Source organism: Nocardioides sp. Z35_8 (assembly GCF_059621125.1).
Genome location: NZ_JCAQIE010000001.1, coordinates 539,785 through 561,156, shown reverse-complemented (window position 1 = coordinate 561,156; position 21,372 = coordinate 539,785). Strand labels below are relative to the sequence as shown.

The 21,372-nt window shown below is 73.3% G+C and carries 21 protein-coding genes; 9 read left to right on the top strand and 12 right to left on the bottom strand.

The features are described 5' to 3' along the window. Window positions 1-15: 15 nt before the first annotated feature. The 4 genes from AC54T2_RS02695 to AC54T2_RS02680 all read right to left on the bottom strand — a co-directional run bounded on the left by AC54T2_RS02695 (window position 16) and on the right by AC54T2_RS02680 (window position 2,674). Window positions 16-1,008, bottom strand: a complete 993-nt coding sequence (locus tag AC54T2_RS02695) for a hypothetical protein (RefSeq protein ID WP_496665452.1) — start codon at window positions 1,006-1,008, stop codon at window positions 16-18. Next, window positions 1,005-1,304 carry a hypothetical protein gene (locus tag AC54T2_RS02690; RefSeq protein ID WP_496665451.1) on the bottom strand — a complete coding sequence of 100 codons (300 nt, stop codon included), beginning with the start codon at window positions 1,302-1,304 and terminating at the stop codon, window positions 1,005-1,007. The genes AC54T2_RS02695 and AC54T2_RS02690 overlap by 4 nt, the downstream gene beginning before the upstream one ends. Before the next feature lie 63 nt (window positions 1,305-1,367). Further along, window positions 1,368-1,880: a DUF1648 domain-containing protein gene (locus tag AC54T2_RS02685; protein WP_496665450.1), complete on the bottom strand. Its 513-nt coding sequence runs from the start codon at window positions 1,878-1,880 to the stop codon at window positions 1,368-1,370. Beyond that, entirely contained in the window at window positions 1,877-2,674 is a 798-nt protein-coding gene (locus tag AC54T2_RS02680) for a hypothetical protein (RefSeq protein WP_186339390.1), read from the bottom strand. Before AC54T2_RS02680 ends, AC54T2_RS02685 begins: the two co-directional genes overlap by 4 nt. A 137-nt stretch (window positions 2,675-2,811) precedes the next feature. Here AC54T2_RS02680 and AC54T2_RS02675 point away from each other — a divergent pair, with 137 nt between their 5' ends. Next, window positions 2,812-3,342, top strand: coding sequence for a hypothetical protein (locus AC54T2_RS02675; protein ID WP_496665449.1), 531 nt, complete (start codon window positions 2,812-2,814; stop codon window positions 3,340-3,342). Here the strand turns inward: AC54T2_RS02675 and AC54T2_RS02670 are convergent. Then, window positions 3,323-4,549, bottom strand: coding sequence for an MFS transporter (locus tag AC54T2_RS02670; RefSeq protein ID WP_241005237.1), 1,227 nt, complete (start codon window positions 4,547-4,549; stop codon window positions 3,323-3,325). The two genes, AC54T2_RS02675 and AC54T2_RS02670, sit on opposite strands and share 20 nt — an antisense overlap. An 88-nt stretch (window positions 4,550-4,637) precedes the next feature. On the opposite strand from AC54T2_RS02670, the gene AC54T2_RS02665 reads away from it, so the two are divergent. Beyond that, window positions 4,638-6,584: a M3 family metallopeptidase gene (locus AC54T2_RS02665; RefSeq protein ID WP_496665448.1), complete on the top strand. Its 1,947-nt coding sequence runs from the start codon at window positions 4,638-4,640 to the stop codon at window positions 6,582-6,584. A gap of 48 nt (window positions 6,585-6,632) precedes the next feature. On the opposite strand, the gene AC54T2_RS02660 is transcribed toward AC54T2_RS02665, so the two are convergent. From AC54T2_RS02660 to AC54T2_RS02650, 3 genes are all read right to left on the bottom strand, one after another. Continuing rightward, window positions 6,633-8,072 (bottom strand): M28 family peptidase, encoded by a 1,440-nt coding sequence (locus AC54T2_RS02660; RefSeq protein WP_496665447.1) that lies wholly within the window; start codon window positions 8,070-8,072, stop codon window positions 6,633-6,635. Between the two features lie 77 nt (window positions 8,073-8,149). Continuing rightward, entirely contained in the window at window positions 8,150-10,159 is a 2,010-nt protein-coding gene (locus AC54T2_RS02655) for a M4 family metallopeptidase (RefSeq protein WP_496665446.1), read from the bottom strand. Between the two features lie 209 nt (window positions 10,160-10,368). Further along, window positions 10,369-11,079, bottom strand: a complete 711-nt coding sequence (locus AC54T2_RS02650; RefSeq protein WP_496665445.1) for an SGNH/GDSL hydrolase family protein — start codon at window positions 11,077-11,079, stop codon at window positions 10,369-10,371. Window positions 11,080-11,163: 84 nt separating this feature from the next. Between AC54T2_RS02650 and AC54T2_RS02645 the strand changes: the two genes are divergently transcribed. After that, window positions 11,164-11,964: a GNAT family N-acetyltransferase gene (locus AC54T2_RS02645; RefSeq protein ID WP_496665444.1), complete on the top strand. Its 801-nt coding sequence runs from the start codon at window positions 11,164-11,166 to the stop codon at window positions 11,962-11,964. Between the two features lie 223 nt (window positions 11,965-12,187). Here the strand turns inward: AC54T2_RS02645 and AC54T2_RS02640 are convergent, their stop codons facing one another. Next, on the bottom strand, window positions 12,188-12,478 hold the full coding sequence (locus tag AC54T2_RS02640; RefSeq protein WP_186339384.1) for a Dabb family protein: 291 nt from the start codon (window positions 12,476-12,478) through the stop codon (window positions 12,188-12,190). A 187-nt stretch (window positions 12,479-12,665) separates the two neighbouring features. Between AC54T2_RS02640 and dnaK the strand changes: the two genes are divergently transcribed. The 6 genes from dnaK (at window position 12,666) to AC54T2_RS02610 (ending at window position 18,874) form a co-directional block, all read left to right on the top strand. After that, entirely contained in the window at window positions 12,666-14,528 is a 1,863-nt protein-coding gene (gene dnaK / locus AC54T2_RS02635) for a molecular chaperone DnaK (RefSeq protein ID WP_186339383.1), read from the top strand. Next, complete coding sequence (grpE, locus tag AC54T2_RS02630) at window positions 14,525-15,193, top strand: nucleotide exchange factor GrpE (RefSeq protein WP_241005235.1); 669 nt, start codon at window positions 14,525-14,527, stop codon at window positions 15,191-15,193. The genes dnaK and grpE overlap by 4 nt, the downstream gene beginning before the upstream one ends. Window positions 15,194-15,265: 72 nt before the next feature. After that, the gene (dnaJ, locus tag AC54T2_RS02625) at window positions 15,266-16,453 is read left to right on the top strand and encodes a molecular chaperone DnaJ (RefSeq protein ID WP_186339382.1); all 1,188 of its coding nucleotides are present in this window, start codon (window positions 15,266-15,268) and stop codon (window positions 16,451-16,453) included. Further along, window positions 16,450-16,863 (top strand): heat shock protein transcriptional repressor HspR, encoded by a 414-nt coding sequence (locus tag AC54T2_RS02620; protein ID WP_186339381.1) that lies wholly within the window; start codon window positions 16,450-16,452, stop codon window positions 16,861-16,863. Before dnaJ ends, AC54T2_RS02620 begins: the two co-directional genes overlap by 4 nt. Before the next feature lie 326 nt (window positions 16,864-17,189). Beyond that, a complete protein-coding gene (locus AC54T2_RS02615) occupies window positions 17,190-18,500 on the top strand; it encodes a reverse transcriptase family protein (RefSeq protein WP_186339380.1) in 1,311 nt (436 codons plus the stop codon). Window positions 18,501-18,604: 104 nt separating this feature from the next. After that, window positions 18,605-18,874 (top strand): hypothetical protein, encoded by a 270-nt coding sequence (locus AC54T2_RS02610; protein ID WP_186339379.1) that lies wholly within the window; start codon window positions 18,605-18,607, stop codon window positions 18,872-18,874. Window positions 18,875-18,885: 11 nt separating this feature from the next. Here the strand turns inward: AC54T2_RS02610 and AC54T2_RS02605 are convergent, their stop codons facing one another. The 3 genes from AC54T2_RS02605 to AC54T2_RS02595 all read right to left on the bottom strand — a co-directional run bounded on the left by AC54T2_RS02605 (window position 18,886) and on the right by AC54T2_RS02595 (window position 21,331). Continuing rightward, the gene (locus AC54T2_RS02605) at window positions 18,886-19,653 is read right to left on the bottom strand and encodes a lysophospholipid acyltransferase family protein (protein WP_496665443.1); all 768 of its coding nucleotides are present in this window, start codon (window positions 19,651-19,653) and stop codon (window positions 18,886-18,888) included. A 157-nt stretch (window positions 19,654-19,810) separates the two neighbouring features. After that, a complete protein-coding gene (locus tag AC54T2_RS02600) occupies window positions 19,811-20,656 on the bottom strand; it encodes an aldo/keto reductase (RefSeq protein WP_186339377.1) in 846 nt (281 codons plus the stop codon). A 45-nt stretch (window positions 20,657-20,701) separates the two neighbouring features. Then, window positions 20,702-21,331 (bottom strand): MerR family transcriptional regulator, encoded by a 630-nt coding sequence (locus tag AC54T2_RS02595; protein WP_489975328.1) that lies wholly within the window; start codon window positions 21,329-21,331, stop codon window positions 20,702-20,704. Window positions 21,332-21,372 lie beyond the last annotated feature (41 nt).

Sequence of the window (21,372 nt, the reverse complement as noted above, 5' to 3'; positions counted from 1 at the left end):
CGGGCGATCCGACGCTCAGCCGAGCCGGTCCTCGAGGTCGCTCGCGGGCCGGCGCTGGGCGATGAGGCGCGGCCCGCCCTCCTCCGCGGCCCGCAGGTCGCGCGCCGCGCGGTTGGCCTGAGCCTGCTCGCGGTCGGCGGCGGCCTCGGCGTCGCGGGCCTCGGCCCGGGCGTCGTCGAGCTCGCGGTGCAGCGCCTGGACCTTCCCTGCCTGGGCGTCGATCTCCTCGTGGGGCGCCCCGGCGAGGAGGAGCCGCTCGAGGCTGTCGAGCGCCGACTGCTCGCGGCGCCTGAGCGCGTCGACGGTGCCGCGAGCCGCGTCCGCGCCGTCCGCGGCCTCGACGGCCTCCCGGGCCTCCTCGGCGGCCTCGCGGCGAAGCTCGCCGAAGGTGACCGCACGTGGGCCGGCGGCGACGACCTTCGCCTGGTCCTTGTCGGGATGCACCCCGGCATGCTCGGCGAGCGCCCGCACGAGCTCGCGGGCGCCCGCACGGCGGGCGTCACGCAGCTCCAGCTTGGTCTCGAAGCAGGCCTGGTAGGCCCTCCACTCGGCCTCCCACGCGTCGGCCTGCCGCTGGGTGGCGTCACCGGGCAGGGTGGCGACCGGGGGCCAGATGCGTTGCTCGCGCACCTCGAGGCCCGTGCTCACGGCGGAGGCGCGCAGCTCCTCGAGTCCCTCACGGTGGCGGCGCAGGACGTCGGCGTAGGCGTTGATCGCCCGGCCGAGGCCGCGCAGGTCGTCGCGGACGCCCGCCGACTCCTCGTGCCGGCGGGCGGCGCGGTCGCGGAGCGTGTCGGCGGCCTCTCCGGCGAAGACGTCCTCGGAGAGCGTCGAGGTGCGCGCGAAGGCGTCGACGGCGAGCTCGACCTTGGCCGACAGCCGGCGCACCGAGTCGCCGTAGGAGTCGACCTCGTCGGGATCGAGCCAGTGGTAGCGGCAGCCGATCGGGTCGCCGAACTGGAAGCGGTCCTCCTGGGTCTCGACCCGGTCGGTCACGATCCTGGTCATGGCGTGACCTGGTCGAGCCTCGCGGCGACGGCGGCGGCCTCCCCGACCATGAGGTCGAGCTCGTCGAAGTCGACGACGGAGTCGTCGATCGCGCCGGCGAGGGCGCGGCACCACTTCGCGACCTGCTCGGCGTCGTCGACCAGGGCGCGCACGCCCTCGACCACCAGGTCGCGCCACGGGAAGTCGTCGGCGGGGTGGTCGATGTCGCCCAGCGCGCCGCGCAACGCCTCCCGCGCGGAGTCGAGCTCCTCCTTGGCGCCCCGCAGCGCCCGCTGGTTGATCGCGATCGGCCTCATGGGGGCCTTGTGCCCTCCGGGCCGGTGTCGAAACCAGGAGTCGTGCTCCTGTGGGCTACGCGCTCATCCGGTCTGGACCGGCGGCCGGTAGGCCCGCAGCAGGCGCACCGTCCAGAGTGCCGTCAGCACGAGGTAGCCCCCCACCAGCACCGGGAACACCCACGAGGGAGCGCCGTCCCGGCCGGTGACGCCGACCCAGGTCGTGAGGACCAGCGCGGCCACGAGCAGGGCCCCGGTGAGCGCGGTGACGGCCTCCATGTCGTCCTGGAAGCGCACGGCGAACTCGGCGCGCCGCTCCGGGGCGAACCAGTAGTCCTTCGACGCCTGCGGCATGTTGACCCAGGTGCCGTCGCCGGCGGTCAGCGCCCGGGTCAGCGCCGGGATGCCGGCGAGCACGACGACGCCGACGACGACCCAGAACGCGAGCATCCCGGTGCGCGAGGACCACTCGTCCACCCGGCCGGCGGCGTCGAAGTGGGTGGGCACCCGGTCGGGCAGGACGACGGCGGCCCACGCCAGCGCCGCGACGTACGCCGCGCCGACCACGAGGAGGGCGCGGCGGCCGGCACCCCTCACACGTGCCCGCTCAGCTGGGCCATCCGCAGCTCGAGGCGACCGAGGAGGTCGCTGCACGCCTTCTCGGGCATGGGGGAGCGCTTGTCGCCGCCCTGGGAGCACACCGGCAGCACGTCGATCGACAGCCTGGCGCCGCCGGCCAGGGCGCGGAGCTCGTCGAGGCGCTCGGCGAAGGGGGAGCCGCTGCCGGGGGAGTAGTAGCGCACCGCCTCGTCGACGTCGTCGGGGAACAGGTCGGCCTTGGTGACCGCGACGACCAGCCAGGTCGGCCGGTCGCGTCGCACCGCCATGCTGGCGATGCGGTGGGCCGTGATGGCCCAGTCGTCGAGCTCGGCGGCGAGCTGCTCCTCGCGCGTGGCGAGCGCCGCGCCGGTGGTGCCGGCGGTGCGCCGCGGGGTGGCGTGGCCCCACGCGACCACGTGCAGCACCCCGTCGACCGGCTCGTCGTGGAAGACCTCGTCGAGGGCGCCGAGGCGGGTGGCGGCGTTCTCGCCGGGCACGACGCGGAAGCGGTAGCCGCGCAGCCGCGCGTTGCGGCGCGTACGACGCTCCATGACGGCCGAGCCCACCTCCGGGCCCCCCTCCGAGCCGCCCGACTCCGCGCTCGCGCGCCGGGAGAGGCGGTCGGCCAGGCGGGTCTTGCCCACGCCCGTCATGCCGGTCACGGCGACCGTGGGGTAGCGGTGGCGCAGCAGGCGGGAGGCGCGCTCCGGGGCAGAGGACAGCGCGGCCAGCGCTCCGCCCGCTAGGGTCGTGCCGATGGCGGCCTTGCCGTGTCGCAACGGTGACTGCATGTGCCCATCCTGTCCGACGCGGGGTGGCACGCCCACCGACGCACCGGCCGACTTGGCCGCGCACCCGCCCCTCCCGGACAATGGCCCCGCCGACAACGAGGCCCCGCACCCCGCGCGAAAGGTCCCTCCCCACCGACATGGACACCGAGAACCGCCCCGTCCTGACGGGGCTCATCGCCCTGGTCGGGGTCGCCGTGGTCATCGGCCTGCTCGGCGGGCTCGCGGTCCTCGTCGGGGTCAAGGTGACCGGCATCGGCGACGACACCGAGGCCAGCGGCGCGCCGAGCTCCTCGGCCACCTTCCGCCTGCCCAAGCCCACCGAGACCAGCACCGAGGCCGGCTCCGCCGAGGCGTCGGAGCCCAACCCGGGTGAGGAGTCGACCTCGGAGGCGCCCGCGGAGGGCATCTCGCTGACGGCCAACCAGCAGTCGGTGAGCCCCATGCAGCAGATCGACCTCACCGGCACCTACCCGGCCGGCGAGGGGGCGATCCTGCAGGTGCAGCGGATGGAGAACGGCACGTGGTCGGACTTCCCGGTGACGATGTCGGTCAGTGGCGGCACGTTCGCCACCTACGTCCAGACCAGCCGCACCGGGCCCAACAAGTTCCGCGTGGTCGACACGGACTCCGAGGTCGTGTCCAACGAGGTCACGGTGACGGTCGGCTGACCGGCACCGCGTTCGTCCGCGCGAGGTCCACCCTCCGCGTCCAGTAGCCCACCCACCCCGCCCCGGCCAGGCCCAGCACGCCGACCACCACGCTCGCCGCAGCCAGCGGCGCGACGGCGGCCACCGCGCTCACCAGCAGGGGACCGCCGGTGTTGCCGATGTCGCCGCACAGCCGCCACGCGCCTAGGAACTGCGACCGGCCGCCCTCCGGCGCGGCATCCGCCCCCAGCGTCATCACGATGCCCGACCCGAGGCCGTTGCCGCACGCGATGAGGGCCATGACGAGCGCGACCGTGAGCGCGCTCGTGGCCAGGGGGAGCAGGAGGCACGCGACGGCCATCGACAGCACCACCGGCACCGCGACCACCATCCGGCCCCGGGCGTCCATCAGCCAGCCGCCCGGCCACATGAACGCCACGTCGATGGCGGACGCCCCCGCGAAGATCAGCGACGTGGTGGACGCCGAGAGCCCGATGTGGTCGGCCCACAGCGGCAGCAGGCTGAGCCGCAGCGACCGACTGACGCCCAGGACCATGACGGCCGTGCCGAGGGTGGCCAGGAGCCGGCGGTGCGCGACGATGACCGACCACACGCCGACGTGGCCACGTGCCCGCTCCGCCGCTCGCTTCTCCTCGCCGAGGTCGGGCATCGTGGCGGCGAGGAGGGCCGCGAGGACCGACATCGCCGCACCGAGCCAGAAGACGCTGGTCAGGTCGGTGACCTCGATCAGGCCGGCGCCGATGAGCGGACCGACGAGCACGCCCACCCGGTGGGAGCCGCCGAGCAGCGACATCGCCCGGGCGCGGTGGGTCTCGGGGACCGCGTCGATCATGAAGCCCTGCCGGGCGATGAGGAAGAGCGTCCAGCACACGCCGCTGAGCAGCACCCCGACCGCGAGCCCGGCGACGGAGTCGGTGAGCGCGGCGAAGGCCATCGCCGCCGCGTCGAGGATCCCCGCGCCCACGAGGGCCCGGCGCTCGCCCACCCGGGCCACCAGCGCGCCCGACGGGAGGCTGGCCAGCAGCATGCCGACGCCGGTGAGGGCCACGATCGCGGCGGCGGTGGAGACGTCGGCACCGAGGTCGCGTGCCCGCAGCGCCAGCACCGGCATGATCGCGCCGTGGCCGATGGCGGAGACCATCGAGGGCCCGTAGGCCACCAGCCAGATGTCGCGGAAGCGGAACGCGACGTCCCCCGAGGTGCTCACGCGCACACGCTACGGCCCGCGGCCCTCGATGCGGACGACCCCGACGGGCGTGCTGGAGCGCACGGGCGCGCGGCCGTAGGCTCGCCCGGTGCCGACCGATCCCCTCGCCCCCGCTCCTGCCCCCATCACCCTTCCCGGCGACGGCGACTGGCTCGACTGGGTGACGCGGCGCTGCCACGACCAGCTCGAGGAGGCTCGCCGCCAGGTCGGGCTGGTCAAGGCCGGCTCGTCCGACGCCCCCGTCGTCCTCGTCGCGTGGAACAAGGCCGAGACCGCCCTCGCCAACGCCGAGGCCGTGGCGCTGTGGGCCGAGGTGCACCCCGACGCCGCGGTCCGCGACCGGGCCGACGACCTGGGCCAGGAGGTCCAGAAGTATGTCACCGAGCTCGGGCTCGACCGCGACCTCTACGCCGTCCTCGACCGGTTGGCGACGTCCTCCGACCTCACCGCCCTCGACGCCGACGCCCGCCGCGTCCTCGACCACACGCTGCGTGACTTCCGGCGCGCGGGCGTCGACCGTGACGACGCCACCCGCGACCGGCTCCGCGCGCTCAGCGAGCAGGCCGTGAAGCTGTCGCAGGACTTCGGGCGCACGATCCGCGACGACGTCCGCTCCATCCGGATCGCCCCGGAGCGGCTCGCCGGCCTGCCCGACGACTACCGCGCCGCCCACGCCCCCGACGACGACGGCCTGGTCACCCTCACCACCGATTACCCCGACCTGGTCCCCTTCCTCACCTTCGGCTCCGACGCCGAGGCCCGCCACGACCTCGCGCTCGCGCACAGCAACGTGGCCTGGCCGGCCAACGACCAGGTCCTGCAGGACCTGCTGGCCGTGCGTCGCGAGACCGCGCAGCTGCTCGGCTACGACTCGTGGCCCGACTACGACACCGAGGTGAAGATGATCGGGAGCGGCCAGGCCGTCGCCGACTTCATCGACCGGATCGGCGAGGCCGCCAAGGAGCGGGCGGGCCAGGAGGTCGCCGTCCTGCTCGAGCGCAAGCGCGTCGACGACCCCACCGCCGACACCGTGACCGGCTACGACTCGCGCTACTACTCCGAGATCGTGCGCCGCGAGCAGTACGACGTCGACGGGCAGGTCGTGCGCACCTACTTCGGTTTCGAGCAGGTGCGGCAGGGCCTGCTCGACGTGACCGGTCGGCTGTTCGGCCTGACCTGGACGCCGGTCGCCCGTGAGGAGGCCGGCACCTGGCACGAGGACGTCGCCAGCTATGACGTCGAGCTCGACGGCACCCGGATCGGGCGCATCCACCTCGACCTGCACCCACGCGAGGGCAAGTTCAAGCACGCCGCCCAGTTCGACCTCGTCAAGGGCATCGCCGGCGAGCAGCTGCCCGAGGGGGTCCTGGTGTGCAACTTCGCCCGCGGCCTGATGGAGCACGACGAGGTGGTCACGCTCTTCCACGAGTTCGGCCACCTGGTCCACCACGTCCTCGCCGGTCAGGGCGAGTGGGCCCGCTTCTCCGGCGTCGCCACGGAGTGGGACTTCGTCGAGGCGCCGAGCCAGATGCTCGAGGAGTGGGCGTGGGACGCCGACGTGCTCGCCACCTTCGCCCGCAACGAGGCCGGTGAGACGATCCCGGCCGAGCTGGTCGCGGCGATGCGCCGGGCCGACCACTTCGGCAAGGGCCTCTACGCCGTCCAGCAGATGTCGTACGCCGCTCGGTCCTACTGGTTCCACGCGGAGCGGCACGACGACCTCACCGCCTACGGCGACGAGCTGCAGCGCCGCTACTCGGTGATCCCGCCGCTCGAGGGCGCGCACATGCACTGCGCCTTCGGCCACCTCGACGGCTACTCCTCGGGCTACTACACCTACATGTGGTCGCTGGTGATCGCCAAGGACCTGTTCTCCGCCTTCGACCCCGACGACCTCTTCGCCGCCGACGTCGCCCACGCCTACCGCGACAAGGTGCTGGCGATGGGTGGGCGCAAGGACGCCGCCGACCTCGTCGCCGACTTCCTGGGCCGGCCCTACTCCTTCGACAGCTGGGCTGCCTGGCTCGCCGAGTGAGCCGGGCGACCGGGAGGGCCAGGACCGGCCCTCGCCTGCGGGGCGGCCTCAGCTCGTCGTCACCGAGGTGTCGTCGAGCACGAAGCTCGTCTGCAGCGACGCGTCCTCGCTCATCAGGAACCGCACGGTGACGGTCTTGCCGCGGTAGGCGAGCAGGCTGTGGGAGAACTGCGCGTAGCCCGCGCCGGCGCCCACGTTGGAGAAGGTGCGCAGGGTGGTCGTCGTGCCGGCGCTGATCACCTGCACCTTGAGGGTGTCGTACGCCGTCGAGCCGGACTCGGCGGTGTCGGTGCGGAGCCAGTAGGCCAGCGACGCCGCGGTGGCGGACGCCGGGATGCTCACCTGCTGGGAGACGTTCTCCGACGTCGTCCGCCCGTTGCCGCCCAGCCACGCCTTCCACGTCCCGGTGCGCGCCGGGCGCGAGGTGCTGCTGGTGATCGCTCCCGACGTGCCCGACCAGCCGCTCGCCCCGGACTCGAAACCGGGGTTGACGAGCAGGTTGGTGCCGGCGGGGGGAGTCGTCGGCGGCGGGGTGGTGGCGCCGTAGTCCTTGTCGGCGTGGAGCCACACCATGTGGCCGATCATGTCGAGGTTGCGGTCGAGCGCGGTGGTGTCGACGTTGGCCGTCGTGTCGCACGCGCGGTGGTAGCAGGGGTCGAACGCCCGCCCGGCGGTGCCGCCCCACTTCGACGCCTGCGCGGCGGTCTTGGTGGTCTCGCCGCCGGAGTACATGCCCGTCGTGGCGATGCCCTGGCTGCGGAACGACGCGTGGTCCGAGCGGCCCTGCACGTCGACGTACTCCCACGCGATGCCCTTGGACGTGTAGTACGCCGTCATCGCGTCGCGGGCGCCGTTGCCGGCCGGGTTGTCGTCGTAGACGAAGTAGCCGGGGTTGGGCGAGCCGACCATGTCGAAGTTCATGTAGAGCTCGATGCGGTCCTTGTCGGCGGCCGGCAGGGTGCGCATGTAGTGGTTGCTGCCGAGCAGGCCCTGCTCCTCCGCGCCCCACCACGCGAACCGCAGGTGGTTGCGGGGGGTGTTGCCGCTCGCGGCCCAGGCGAGGGCGGCCTTGAGCACGGCGGCCGAGCCGGTGCCGTTGTCGTTGATGCCGGGGCCTGCGGCGACGCTGTCGAGGTGGGCGCCGGTCATCACCACGTGCTCGGGGTCGCCGCCCGGCCAGTCGGCCACGAGGTTGTAGGACGTCCCCGAGGAGGTCGAGACCTGCTGCACCTGCGTCGTGTAGCCGACGGCGTCGAGCCTGGCGCGCACCCAGTCGAGCGAGGCCTTGTAGCCGGGACGGCCGGTGGCGCGGTTGCCGCCGTTGGCGGTGGCGATCGACTGCAGCTGCTGGAGGTGGGCGGTGACGTTGGCGATGCTGAGGTCGGGCGACGGGGCCGCGACCGCGGGCGGGGTGCCGCCGACGAGCGCGCCGGCGACGAGGGCGGCGGTGGCCACGGCGGACAGGACGGGCGTACGGAGCGAGCGCATGGGATCTCCCGGGTGCTGGACAGGGGAACGGGGCGGGGCAGCGGTCGCTGCCCCGCCCCGTCACGGAGTGGCTGGCGTCAGGAGACGTTCAGCGCGGTGTCGTCGACCACGAAGCTGGTCTGGAGCGAGGCGTCCTCGGTCATCGTGAAGCGGATGGTGACCGTCCTGCCCTTGTAGGAGGTGAGGCTGTGCGAGTACTGCGTGTACGTCGTGCTGGTGCCCACGTTGGTGAAGGTGCGCACCGTGGTGGCCGTCGACCCGTCGACGACCTGCACCCGCATCCGGTCGTACGCCGTCGAGCCGCTCTCGGCGGTGTCGGTGCGGATCCAGTAGGACAGCGTGGCCGCCGTCGCGCTGGCCGGGATCGTCACCGTCTGGTTGATCGTCTCCGTGCTGGTCCGGCCGTTGCCGCCGAGCCAGGCCTTGAAGGAGCCGGTGCGGGCCGGACGGCTGGTGCTGGAGGTGATCACGCCGGTGTTGCCCGTCCAGCCGGTCGCGCCGGACTCGAAGCCCGGGTTGGCCAGGATGTTGCCGCCGGTCGTCGGGGGCGGTGTGGTGCCGCCACCGCAGGTCGGGTCGGCGGTCTGGGCGGGCACGTTGACCGCGTCCCAGGCGTTCTTGACGGCGTTGAACTGGGCGCACGTGCTGTCCAGGTTCTTCGCCGCGGTGAGGGTCCAGGTGCGGTACTTGAGGTAGTTCGACGAGCTGGTCTTCATCAGCATCGCGTTGTAGAGGACCTTGATGGCCGCCTGCTCGCCGATGCCGGTCGTCGAGGTGCCGTCGCACTTCGACACCCCGCCACGTGAGAGCAGGTAGAACCAGTGGTCGCCGGGGCCGGCGGCCGCGTGGACCTCGGCGGTGGGGATCGAGCTGGTGTAGCACGACGGGTCGCCGACGTTGGCCGGGTTGGAGCCGTCGCGGATCGGGCCCTGCCCGACGAGGTTGACCTCCTCGCCGACGGTGTGGTCGGGGGAGTCGTACGGCGCGGCCTGGCCGTCGTAGTACTCGGTGGCCGCGGCGAGCGCGTCGCCGATGAACTCCTGGGTGCCGCCGCCGGAGATGCCGCCGGGCGTCTTGTCGTCGACGCCGTGGCCGAACTCGTGCGCCACCACGTCCATCGCGGAGATCCAGGCGCCGGCCTGGTTCTTGCCGATCTGGACCTGCGTGCCGTCGTAGTAGGCGTTGATGTCGTTGAGCCCGACGCGGATCGGCACCCACCCGCCCGAGCCGTTCATCCCGTTGCGGCCCAGCCAGGACGACATCATCGCCTTCATCTGCTGGGCGGCGTAGAGCGCGTCGACGCAGCCGGTCTCGCGGTTGGTCGCGTTGCCGTTGCCCCACACGTCGTCGCTGCCGGTGAAGGTCGTGTTGGTGGCGGCGTCCTGGCAGCGCAGCGTGGTCGCCGTCGGGTCGGTCATCGAGTAGCTGCTGCCCGAGCCGCTGGTGGCGATGGGCAGGGGGTTGGGGCCGGAGTAGGCCGCCGTGCCGGTGCCGTGGGCGATCTGCTCGCGCGCCTCGAGGACGCTGCCGTCCTCGGCGTCGATCCAGACCTTCTGCCACGACACCTCGCCGGCGTCGGTGCCGCGCACCTCGACCTCGTAGGCGAGGCGGGTGCCGGCGTCGCGGTGCCAGACCACGAGCTCGGGCGCCGAGGCGTCGGCCACCTCGTCGAGTCGTCCCGTCGCGACGGCGCTCGCGCGCGCCGCGGGGACCGAGGCGGTGGTGTCGCTGATCGCGACGGGCGCCTCCTGGGCGACCGACGACCCGACCACCTGGCCGTCGGCGTCGGCGAGGACGACGAAGTCGCCCCCGACCACGCGCAGGCCCTCGTGGGTCCGCTCGTAGGCCATCGCGTAGATCCCGCTGTCGCCCTCGAACGTGCCGGTGCGGACGAAGGCGTCCGCTGCGGCTCGTTCGAGCGCGCGGGCGTGGCCCTTGACCCAGGCGGACGCCGCCTGCTGGGCCTCGAGACGGGGGTCGCCCGCCGCGGGGGAGGCGCCGGCCGAGGTGGCGGCCGGTGCCAGGAAGGACGCAGCGACGGCTGACGCTGCGATACCGGCCAGGAAGGCCGGACGGAGTGATTTCACTGGGATGTCCAATCGTGAGTTCGCGCCCGGCGGACGCGAGGGTGGATTGGGTGCTGCGGACCTCTGCACAAAGTCGCAATCGCCGACCACCCCGTCAATGAGCGCCGATCTGCGTGTTCGTGCAACGCGAGAACCTGCACCGTTCGGCCGATCGTCGGCGGAAGTGTCCGATAGTCGACGGCGGGCGACCGGTCACCGACCGGTGCGGGTCAGCGCGCCAGCACGGCCGGGCGCGTCGGGCGTACGTCCGCCAGCCGCGCGGCCACCGCGTCGCCGAACGCGCGGTGCCCGCCCGCGGTGAGATGGAGCCGGTCGTCGAGGTAGTCGAGGTCGAGGTCGCCGGTGGGGACGTAGGGCACGCCGTAGAGCGCGGCGAGCCGGGCCAGCTGCTCGTCCACCCTCGGCACGGCGCCCGCGCGCAGCGGAGCGCTCGCGGGGCCGACGACCACCACGTGGTGGCCTCGCAGGTCGGCCATCAGGGCGCGGAAGCCGCGGTCGATGGCGCGGGCGGGCTGGTCGTAGTCGTTGAGCCCGCCGGCGACGACGACGAGCTGTGGACGCACGCCCAACGCCGTCGGAGCGCGGTCGTGGAACGACACGCGGCCGCAGCCGCTGGCCCGGGCACTGAAGCCGGAGCCGGAGAAGCCGCGGACGTGCACCTCGCCGGGGAGGCGACTCGCCCACGACCCGACCGGGTCGTCCAGGCCGAGCCCGACGGACCACGAGTCGCCGATCACGAGCACGGGGGAGCCGTCGCCGGTCACGGCGCGCGCGCGCTCGCGGGACTCGACGCGGTGCTGCTGGCACCGGGACGGGCCGGCGCCGGCGACGTCGGCGACGTAGAACGCCAGGAGGGCGGCGAGCAGCAGCACGACTCCCGAGGCGCCGGCGACCCGGCGCGGGTTCCCCGCATGCAGCACAGGACAAGTGTGCGCCCCCAGCCCGGCGTCGCGCAGCGGAAAACCCCTGAGATTCCCCCGACTCCCGGCCTAGGGTGTCCACCCATGACGACGGACCCGCTGCTGGCGGCCTACGACGAGCAGCTGCGCACCGACGCCGAGATGGCCGGGGCGCAGGGCGTACGACGCGAGGGCCCGCTGTGGTGGGGGGTCTTCGAGCACGGCGGCTTCGTGTCCTACCGCGACCTCGGCGGTGTCGAGGGCGACGACCTCGACGCGCTGATCGCGCGCACCGTCGCCCACTACCGCGACGACACCGACGTGACGTCGTTCGAGTGGAAGTCGCGCGGCCACGATTGCCCGGCCGACCTCGGCGCGCGGCTCCTCGCCCACGGCCTCGCGGCCGAGCCGCGGGAGACCGTGATGATCGGCGAGGCGGCGCTGCTCGACGTCGCGGTGCCCCTCGCGGACACGGCCGAGGGCCCCGTCGTGCTTCGCCGGCTGGAGCCGGGACCGACCGCCGCCGCCGACGTCGTCCGGATGCTCGCCGCGCAGGAGTCGGTCTTCGGCAACGGCCGCGGCCCGTCGGCCGCCTCGACCCTGGCCGAGCTCGACGCCGGCCGCTCCGAGCTCTGGGTGGCCGAGGTCGGCGACCGGGTGGTGTGCACGGGCCGCCTCACCCCCGTCGAGGGCACCGAGTTCGCCGGGATCTGGGGCGGTGCGACCCTCCCCGAGCTCCGCGGCCGCGGGATCTACCGCGCCCTCGTCGCCGCCCGCGCCCGCTCCGCCGTCCAGCGCGGCATCCGCTACATCCACTCCGACTGCACCGACATGTCCCGCCCCATCCTCGAGCGCTCCGGCCTCCGCGCGGTCACCACCACCACGCCCTACGTCTGGTCCCGCTGACCCGAGGCGGCGCGTTCTGGCGCTGAATGGCGGTCGAGGCGGCGCGTCCTGGCGCTGAATCGTGGTCGAGGCGGCGCGTCGTGGCGCTGAATGGCGGTCGAGTCGGCGCGTCCTGCGCGTCAGCTGCCTGGCCACCACGTCAGGACGCGCCGGCTCGGCGGCGTATGCGGGTCAGGACGCGCCGGCTCGGCGGCGTATGCGGGTCAGGACGCGCCGGCTCAGGTCAGAGCGGCGTGTAGTCGATCTCGAGGAAGTCGGCGACCTCCGGCACCCACCGCTCCGCGACGAACGCGGTGTGGACCGGGTGCTCGGTGTAGCCGTCGTACGCCGCCTGGTCGGCGAACTCCATCGAGAAGCCGAAGGTGAAGTCGTTCTTCGCGCTGGTCTGGCGCAGCTGCTCGTACGCCGTGACGCCGGGGACGTCGGCGAGCGCCCGGGCGGCGGCCAGGAAGTCGGCCTCCTCCGCGGAGCCGGGGGCGTGGTGGAGCCGGAAGGCGACGGTGTGGCGGATCATGCGCGCAAGGCTAGAGCGATCCACGTCACATCACGAGTGCGCCGATCGGGGAACATCTGGGTGCGCCCTGCGTTGTACCCCATGAACAGACTTGAGTCAGATCGACTCAACTGTTTTGCCTCCTCCGTGGACCACACGGCAGGATGGCACGCAGACTCACCGTCATCCACACGCAGGAGGTAACACCATGGCTCGAGCGGTCGGCATCGACCTCGGCACGACCAACTCCGTCGTCGCCGTTCTGGAGGGTGGCGAGCCCACCGTCATCGCCAACGCCGAGGGTGCCCGGACGACCCCGTCCGTCGTCGCCTTCACCAAGTCCGGCGAGGTCCTCGTGGGCGAGGTCGCCAAGCGTCAGGCGGTCACCAACGTCGACCGCACCATCCGGTCCGTCAAGCGCCACATGGGCGAGGACTGGTCGGTCAAGATCGACGACAAGACCTTCACCCCGCAGCAGATCAGCGCCTTCGTGCTGCAGAAGCTCAAGCGGGACGCCGAGGCCTACCTCGGCGAGACTGTCACCGACGCGGTCATCACCGTGCCGGCCTACTTCTCCGACGCCCAGCGCCAGGCCACCAAGGAGGCCGGTGAGATCGCGGGCCTCAACGTCAGCCGCATCGTCAACGAGCCCACCGCGGCCGCGCTGGCCTACGGCCTCGACAAGGGCGAGGACCAGACCATCCTCGTCTTCGACCTCGGTGGCGGCACGTTCGACGTGTCCCTGCTCGAGATCGGCGAGGGCGTCGTCGAGGTCAAGGCGACCTCCGGTGACAACCACCTCGGCGGTGACGACTGGGACAACCGCATCGTCGAGTGGATGGTGAAGAAGTTCAAGGACGCCAACGGCGTCGACCTCGGGGCCGACAAGATCGCCAAGCAGCGCCTCCAGGAGGCCGCGGAGAAGGCGAAGATCGAGCTGTCGTCCTCCAGCGAGACCACGATCCACCTGCCCTACATCACCCACGGCGAGTCCGGCCCGCTCCACTTCGAGGAGAAGCTGACCCGCAGCGAGTTCCAGAAGCTGACGGCCGACCTGCTCGAGCGCACCAAGGCGCCGTTCCAGTCGGTGCTCAAGGACGGCGGCGTCGCGGTCAAGGACATCGACCACGTGGTGCTCGTGGGTGGCTCCACCCGCATGCCCGCCGTGGCCGAGGCGGTCAAGGACCTGCTCGGCGGCAAGGAGCCCAACAAGGGCGTCAACCCCGACGAGGTCGTGGCGCTCGGCGCCGCGCTCCAGGCCGGTGTGCTCAAGGGCGAGGTCAAGGACGTGCTGCTCCTCGACGTCACTCCGCTCTCCCTCGGCATCGAGACCAAGGGCGGCGTGATGACCACGCTCATCGAGCGCAACACCACCATCCCCACCAAGCGGTCGGAGATCTTCACCACCGCCGACGACAACCAGCCGTCGGTGGAGATCAAGGTCGCGCAGGGCGAGCGCCAGATGTGGTCGCAGAACCAGCCCCTCGGCAACTTCGAGCTGACCGGCCTCCCGCCGGCCCCCCGCGGTGTGCCGAAGATCGAGGTCACCTTCGACATCGACGCCAACGGCATCGTGCACGTCTCGGCCAAGGACCAGGCGTCCGGCCGTGAGCAGTCGATGACGATCTCCGGTGGCTCGGCGCTCAGCAAGGACGAGATCGACCGCATGGTCAAGGAGGCCGAGCAGTACGCCGAGGAGGACGCCCGGCGCCGCGAGGCCATCGAGGCCCGCAACCAGGGCGACCAGCTCGTCTACACGACCGAGAAGTTCCTCGCCGACAACGCCGACAAGCTCCCCGACGACGTGAAGACCGAGGTCCAGGCCGACGTCGACGCCCTCAAGGAGACCCTGGCCAAGGAGGACGCGTCCTCCGAGGAGATCACCGCGGGCATCACCAAGCTGGGCGAGTCCAGCCAGAAGATGGGTGCCGCGATGTACGCCGCCGCCGAGGCCGACCAGGCCGCCGCGGGCGGCACCACCGGGGCCACCGGTGAGTCCGACGACGACGTCGTCGACGCCGAGATCGTCGACGAGTCGACCGACGGCGCCGCCGAGGGTGAGTCCAAGTGACGCAGCGCCCCGACGAGCCCATGACGGGCACCGAGGCGACCGACCTCCCGGAGGGGGAGCCCACCGCGGCTCCCTCTCCGGAGGGCTCCGGCGGCTTCGGCGCCGCCGCGGGCGAGGCCCCCGCCCAGACCGAGGTCGAGGAGCAGGTCGCCGGTGACGCCGTCGCCGGTGACGCCCCCGGCACCGCCGAGGAGCGCCCCGACGGCCCGGACGACGCGGGCCAGGACGACGGGGAGTCGCTGAGGAAGGCGGTCGCCGACCTCACCAACGACCTCAAGCGCGTCCAGGCCGAGTACGCCAACTACCGCAAGCGGGTCGACCGCGACCGGCAGTTCGTCGCCGAGTCCGCGGCCTACAAGGCGCTGACCCCCGTGATCGAGGTCCTCGACACCATCGACCGTGCCCGCGAGCACGGCGAGCTCGAGGGTGGCCTCAAGGCGGTGGCCGACCAGCTCGAGCGGGTGGTCGCCGCGGCAGGCCTGGTGCGCTTCGGCGAGCCGGGTGACGCGTTCGACCCGACCATGCACGAGGCGCTGAGCAACATGGGCGCCGACCCTGCCGTCGAGGTGACGACCGTCAAGCACGTCGCCAAGGGCGGCTACCGGATGGGCGACCGCGTCGTGCGGGCCGCCCAGGTGCTCGTGGTCGAGCCCGCCGACGCCTGACCCGGCGCCGGCCGATGTCGCGATCGAGCACACGCACCGATGACCACGTCGAGGACGAAGGGAGGTTGATCCGTGGCTGACAACGAAGGTTTCCGCAACGACTGGGCGACCAAGGACTTCTACCAGGTCCTCGGCGTGGCCAAGGACGCCAGCGCGGCCGACATCAAGAAGGCCTACCGCAAGCTGGCGCGCGCCAACCACCCCGACTCCAACCCGGGCGACGAGGCCAAGCACGAGAAGTTCAAGGCCGTCGCCGAGGCCTACGACGTCATCGGCGACGAGGCCAAGCGCGCCAAGTACGACGAGTTCCGCGCGCTGCAGGCCCAGGGCGGGTTCGGCACCGGCATGGGCGGCGGCTTCGGCGGCGGTGGTGGCGGGTTCGGCGGGGGCGGCTTCAACCTCGACGACCTGCTCCGCGACAGGGCCGGCGCCGGCGGTGGGATCGGCGACATGTTCGGCGACCTCTTCGGCGGCGCCCAGCGCGGCCGTGGCCAGCAGCCGCGGCCGCGTCGGGGAGCCGACGTGGAGAGCTCGGCCACGATCGGGTTCACCGACGCGCTCGACGGCGTGACCGTCTCGCTCCGGCTCACCTCCGACTCGGCCTGTCCGACGTGCCAGGGCACCGGCGGCAAGCCGGGCACCCGGCCGCACATCTGCCCCGAGTGCGAGGGCGCGGGATTCGTCGTGTCCGGCACGGGCGGGGCGTTCTCCATCAACGAGACCTGCCCCGCCTGCGGCGGCCGTCAGCTGGTCTACGACGAGCCGTGCCCGACCTGCCACGGCAGCGGTCGCGGCACCTCCTCGCGCACGATCCAGGCCCGGATCCCGGCCGGCGTCAAGGACGGCGCCCGGATCCGGCTCAAGGGCAAGGGCGCGCCGGGCGAGAACGGCGGACCCGCCGGCGACCTGTTCGTCAAGGTCAAGGTCACGCCGCACCGCGTCTTCGGTCGCAAGGACGACAACCTCACCATCGACGTGCCCGTCTCGTTCGACGAGGCCGCCCTCGGTGCCGAGGTGAAGATCCCGACCCTCGGGGGCGCGCCGGTGACCCTCAAGATCCCGGCGGGCACGCCCAACGGACGCACCTTCCGGGTGCGCGGCAAGGGCGCCACCCGGCGCGACGGCAGCAAGGGCGACCTGTTGGCCACCGTCGAGGTCCAGGTCCCGGCCCACCTCGACCCGACCGCTCGCGAGGCCCTCGAGGCCTACCGGGCGGCGACCGCCGGCAAGCCGCTGCGAGCAGGGCTCTTCGACTCATGAGCGGGGCGCTCCACCCCCCTTCGCCCGACGCGGCGGTGTACGTCATCTCCGTGGCGGCCGAGCTCACCGGCCTGCACCCGCAGACGCTGCGCGCCTACGAGCGGATGGGGCTGATCCGGCCCGGCCGCACGGGGGGCGGTGGGCGCCGCTACTCCCACCGCGACATCGAGCGGCTGCGCGAGATCGCGGAGCTGACCCGGGCCGGCATCGGCATCGAGGGAGTGCGGCGGATCATGGACCTCGAGCGGCAGGTCGACGACCTCCGCGCCCGCAACGCCGAGCTCGACGGCGAGCTCGAGGCCCTGCGCCGCGGGCTGGCCTTGCGGGCAGCCGCCCGCTCGGACAACAAGCTCCCCGTGCGGCACCAGTCCGTCAGCCAGTCCCTCGTCGTCTGGCGCCGCGGGTCCTGACGTAGCTCCCGCCATCGACGTCGACGCGCCCCAGCAGGGGCACGACGCGTCGCCGGCCGACCGAGCGGCCTGGCTCGCGGCGCAACCGGCCCCCGGGTGTCGCGGCCTGCCGCTACTGTGCGCGGGGTGCGGCAGCGCAATCTCGAGACGGCGGACCGGTGCGCGTCACCGGTCGGCTTCTCCGGGGCTACCCCGGGGACCACCGGATCGTTCGGGCACGGCACCGCGCGCGACTCGCTGCGCTCCGCTGCAGGTCATCGCGCGCACGACGGGACAGGTCGGGCTGCGCTGCCGCACCCCCGTCCGGCCCACGGGTCGGCCGCCGGATGAGGTCCGACCTGGCGCGCGCCCTGGCGGCCGCCTTCCTCGCCGGTGAGTGGACCCATGAGGGCATGGTCGCGAGCGGGACGACCGTGCTGGGTCGCCGGGCGCGGTGGCTGCCGCCGCTCGTGCGCCAGACGCTCGCGCTCTACCCGCGCGCACCGCTCGACCGTCCCCGGGAGCTCGCCGCCAACCTCGCCTCGCGTCCCGCGGCGGCGAAGGCACAGCGCGCGGTCCCCCTGGTGCGACCGGTCGTCGCCACGCAGATGGCAGCCAACCGGTGGCGGCTGCCGGTGCTCGACGACCTCGCGGACGTGGCGTCGTTCGTGCGCCTCAGCGCCGCCGACCTCGACTGGTTCGCCGACCCGCGACACCTGGCGCGCAGCGCCTCCGAGGTCCGCCTCCAGCACTACCGCGTCAGCCACCGTGTCGCACCCAGCGGGGCGATCCGCGTGCTCGAGGCACCCAAGCCGCGACTCAAGGCCGTGCAGCGCCGGCTGCTCCACGAGATCGCCGCCCTCATCCCGCCGCACGACGCGGCCAGGGGCTTCCGGCCCGGGGGCTCGGTGCGGTCCTACGCCGCACCCCACGCCGACCGGAGCGTCGTCCTGCGGCTCGACCTCGAGGCGTTCTTCGCCAGCGTGACCGTCTCCCGCGTCTACGGCATCTGGCGCACCGCCGGCTACCCGGAGCCGGTCGCGCACTGCCTGGCCGGGCTCGTGACCAGCGTCCTGCCCCTCGCGCAGTGGCGGGCCGTCCCGCCGCCGGCCGACGACGGGCTGCTCGACGCCCACTGGCGCCTCGGCCGCCGCCTGGCCGCGCCGCACCTGCCGCAGGGTGCGCCCACGTCGCCGGCGATGGCCAACCTCGCGGCCTTCCGGCTCGACGTGCGCCTCACGGCGCTGGCCCGGTCGTGGGGCGGGCGCTACACGAGGTACGCCGACGACCTGGCGTTCTCCGGCGAGCGCGGGTGGGGCACCGGCACCTCGCGCCTGATCGACGCGATCGAGGCGATCGTCCGGGACGAGGGCTTCCGCCTCAACGCCCGCAAGACCGGCGTGATGCCACGCGCCGGCCGGCAGACGCTCGGCGGTCTGGTCGTCAACGAACGCCCGAAGGTCGCGCGCCACCAGGTCGACGTGCTGCGGGCGATCCTGCACAACTGCCACCGGCACGGTCCGAGCACGCAGAACCGCGACGACGTGCCGGCCTTCGAGGACCACCTGCGCGGCCGGATCGCCTGGGTGGCCCAGCACGACCCGGTGCGCGGACGCCGGCTGCAGGACGTCCACGACGCGATCGACTGGAGCCGGTGACCACCCTCGTCCGCTGCTGTCGGTGCGAGCGCGTAGGTTCATCACGTGAGTGAGCGAGCGACGACCAAGCGATGAGCAGGCGATGAGCAAGCGATGAGCAAGCGATGAGCAAGATGGACAACCTGCGTGCGATGCGCGAGGCGAAGTACGCCGAGGCGCAGAAGCGCTCGAGCTCCGCGCCGGCGCGCCCGAGGGCTGCGGCGCCCGTCGCGCCGCCTGCTGCGGCTGCGAGGACGCCGGCCAGGTCGGCAGCGCAGCCGGAGGTCGGGGCCGACCAGCCGGCGACCGAGGAGCTGTGCGGCCACCGCAACATGAGCGGGCGCACCTGCACCCGCGAGCAGGGCCACCCGCAGAAGAGCCACCGCTACTCCTGAGCCCGCTGCGCTCAGGCGCTGAGCGCCTCGGCCGGCACGCCGGTCGGGTGCGGCGCCGGCTCGCCGCGCAGCTCCGCGACCTGGGCCACCAGCGTGGCCATGACCTCGTCGGCGAGCCACCGCACCGTCGCCTCGTCGGCGATCGGGCCGTCGGCGACGCCCGCGAGGCGGCGTACGTCGATGGGCTCGCCGACCGCCACCCGCACGCGCGGGCGCAGCACCGTGTTGCGCAGCAGCCGCCGCACCACCCCGCTCGTGCCGACGACCTGGTGGGCGCCGACGAGCGCGACCGGCACGATCGGCGCCCCGGTGCGGAGCGCGAGCCTGACGGCACCGGTCTTGGACCGCTCGGGCCAGTGCTGCGGGTCGCGGCTGATCCGACCCTCGGAGAACAGGCCCACTGCCTCGCCGGCGGCGAGCGCCAGCGCCGCGGCGTCGAGCGAGCCGGCCGCCGCGTCGGTCCCGCGCAGCACCGGGATGAACCCCAGGCGGCGCACGAACGGCCCCACGAGACCGGAACGGAAGACCCCGCTGGTCGCCATCAGCCGCAGTGAGCGGCCGTGGCGGCGTCCGACGAGGGCCAGCAGGATCCCGTCGGCGAAGCTGGTGTGGTTGGCGACGACGATGAGCGGCCCGTCGGGGAGCCGGGTGTCGGGGAGGGCGCGCCGGGTGAGCTCGAGTCGGCTGACCACGGACACGATGGCGCCGAGGAGGCCGGCGGCGACGGCGTAGAGGAGAGCGGCGCGAAGGCCCGGGCGCTGCCAGGTGCTGGGGTCCATGCGCCGAGTGTCGAGCAGCCGCAGGGTGGCGCGCATGAGTACGCGCACCGGTCCTGCCGCCACCACGAAGGCAGTTCGCGACCGCCATCTGGGAGGCCGCGCTCAGCGCGGCGACCCGGTGGGCGAACTGCCTTCATGGTGTCCGGGAGCGGCTCGCTCAGCCGGGGATGTAGTCGAACGTGTCGGGGTTGGGGCCGGTGCGCCCGGGCTCCCCGCGGTCGAGCCCGGAGATCCGGGCCACCTCGTCGTCGGTGAGCGAGAAGTCGAAGATCTCGAAGTTCTCCCTCATCCGCTCGGGGTTGACCGACTTGGGGAAGACGATGTCGCCGCGCTCGACGTGCCAGCGCAGGGTGACCTGGGCGGCCGACCGGCCCTTCGCCTCCGCGATCTCGGTGATCACCGCGTCGTCGAGCACCGCGCCCTGCGCGATCGGCGACCACGCCTCGGTGGCGACGCCGTGGGAGGCGTTGGCGGCGCGGACCGCGTCGTTGGTGAAGTAGGGATGCACCTCGACCTGGTTGACGACGGGCACCACGCCGGTCTCGTCGACGATGCGCTGCAGGTGGGCGGGCTGGAAGTTGGACACGCCCACGGACGCGGCCCGCCCGTCCTCGACGAAGGACGCCATCGTGCGCCAGGTCGAGACGAAGTCCCCGTCGTAGCGCGTGGGCAGCGGCCAGTGGATGAGGAACAGGTCGATGCGGTCGAGGCCGAGGTCGGCGAGCGTCTTGTCGAACGCGCGCTCGGCCTCCGCGGGCTCGTGGAAGCCGTTGTTGAGCTTGGAGGTCACGAAGACCTCCTCGCGCGGCACGCCGGACGAGCGCAGCGCCTCACCCACCTCCTTCTCGTTGCCGTACATCTCGGCGGTGTCGATGTGGCGGTAGCCCACCTCGAGGGCGCGCGACACCGCCTCCGCCGTCTCGGCGGGGTCGATCTGGAACACGCCGAAGCCGAGCTGCGGGATGGACGTGCCGTCGTGGAGCTGGATACGGGGAACGGTCATGCCAGGCACAGCCCGTCCGGACCGGGAGGTATTCCGTCGCCCCGCTCAGGAGGGTGGGGCGAGGTCGGTGAAGCGGCGCAGCGACTCGTCCTCGTGGGCGAGCCGGCGCAGGCCGAGCAGGACGGGCTCGGCCAGGATGCTGCCGAGCAGCGCGTAGGTCACCGCCTCGTCGCGGTCGTCCTCCAGCACGCCGCCGACCTCGGCGCGGGCGACGTCGGCCATCGCCGCGGCGTAGCGGGCGAGCCCGTCGGCGGACAGCGGCTGGCCGGCGCGCGCCATCGCGTCGAGCGCCGCGGCGAGCGCCGTCGCGTGACGTCCGTCGACGTCGGCGCGCGAGTCTCGCGCGGCCAGGAGCGCCGCCACCGCCGCGCGGCTCTCCTCCGACGGCGGGATGTCGGGCTCGGGGGACAGCAGCTGGTGGGCGGCGGCGAGGGCCTCGTGCAGCGTGGTGCGGGAGTCGTCGAGCACGGCCAGCACCTGCCGCACCCGGTCGAGCCCGAAGCCGGCGACATCGACCAGCGCCCGGATCAGCCGCAGCCTCCTGACGTGCGCCATGTCGTACGCCGCGCGGGTCGCCCCGCGCGCCTCGCCCCGCGGGAGCAGCCGCTCGCGCAGGTAGAACTTCACGGTCGGCACGGGCACGCCGCTGCGCTCGGCCAGCTCGGCCATCCACATGGAACGTCCTCCTCAGGGGTTGCTTTGGAGACCATACTGTC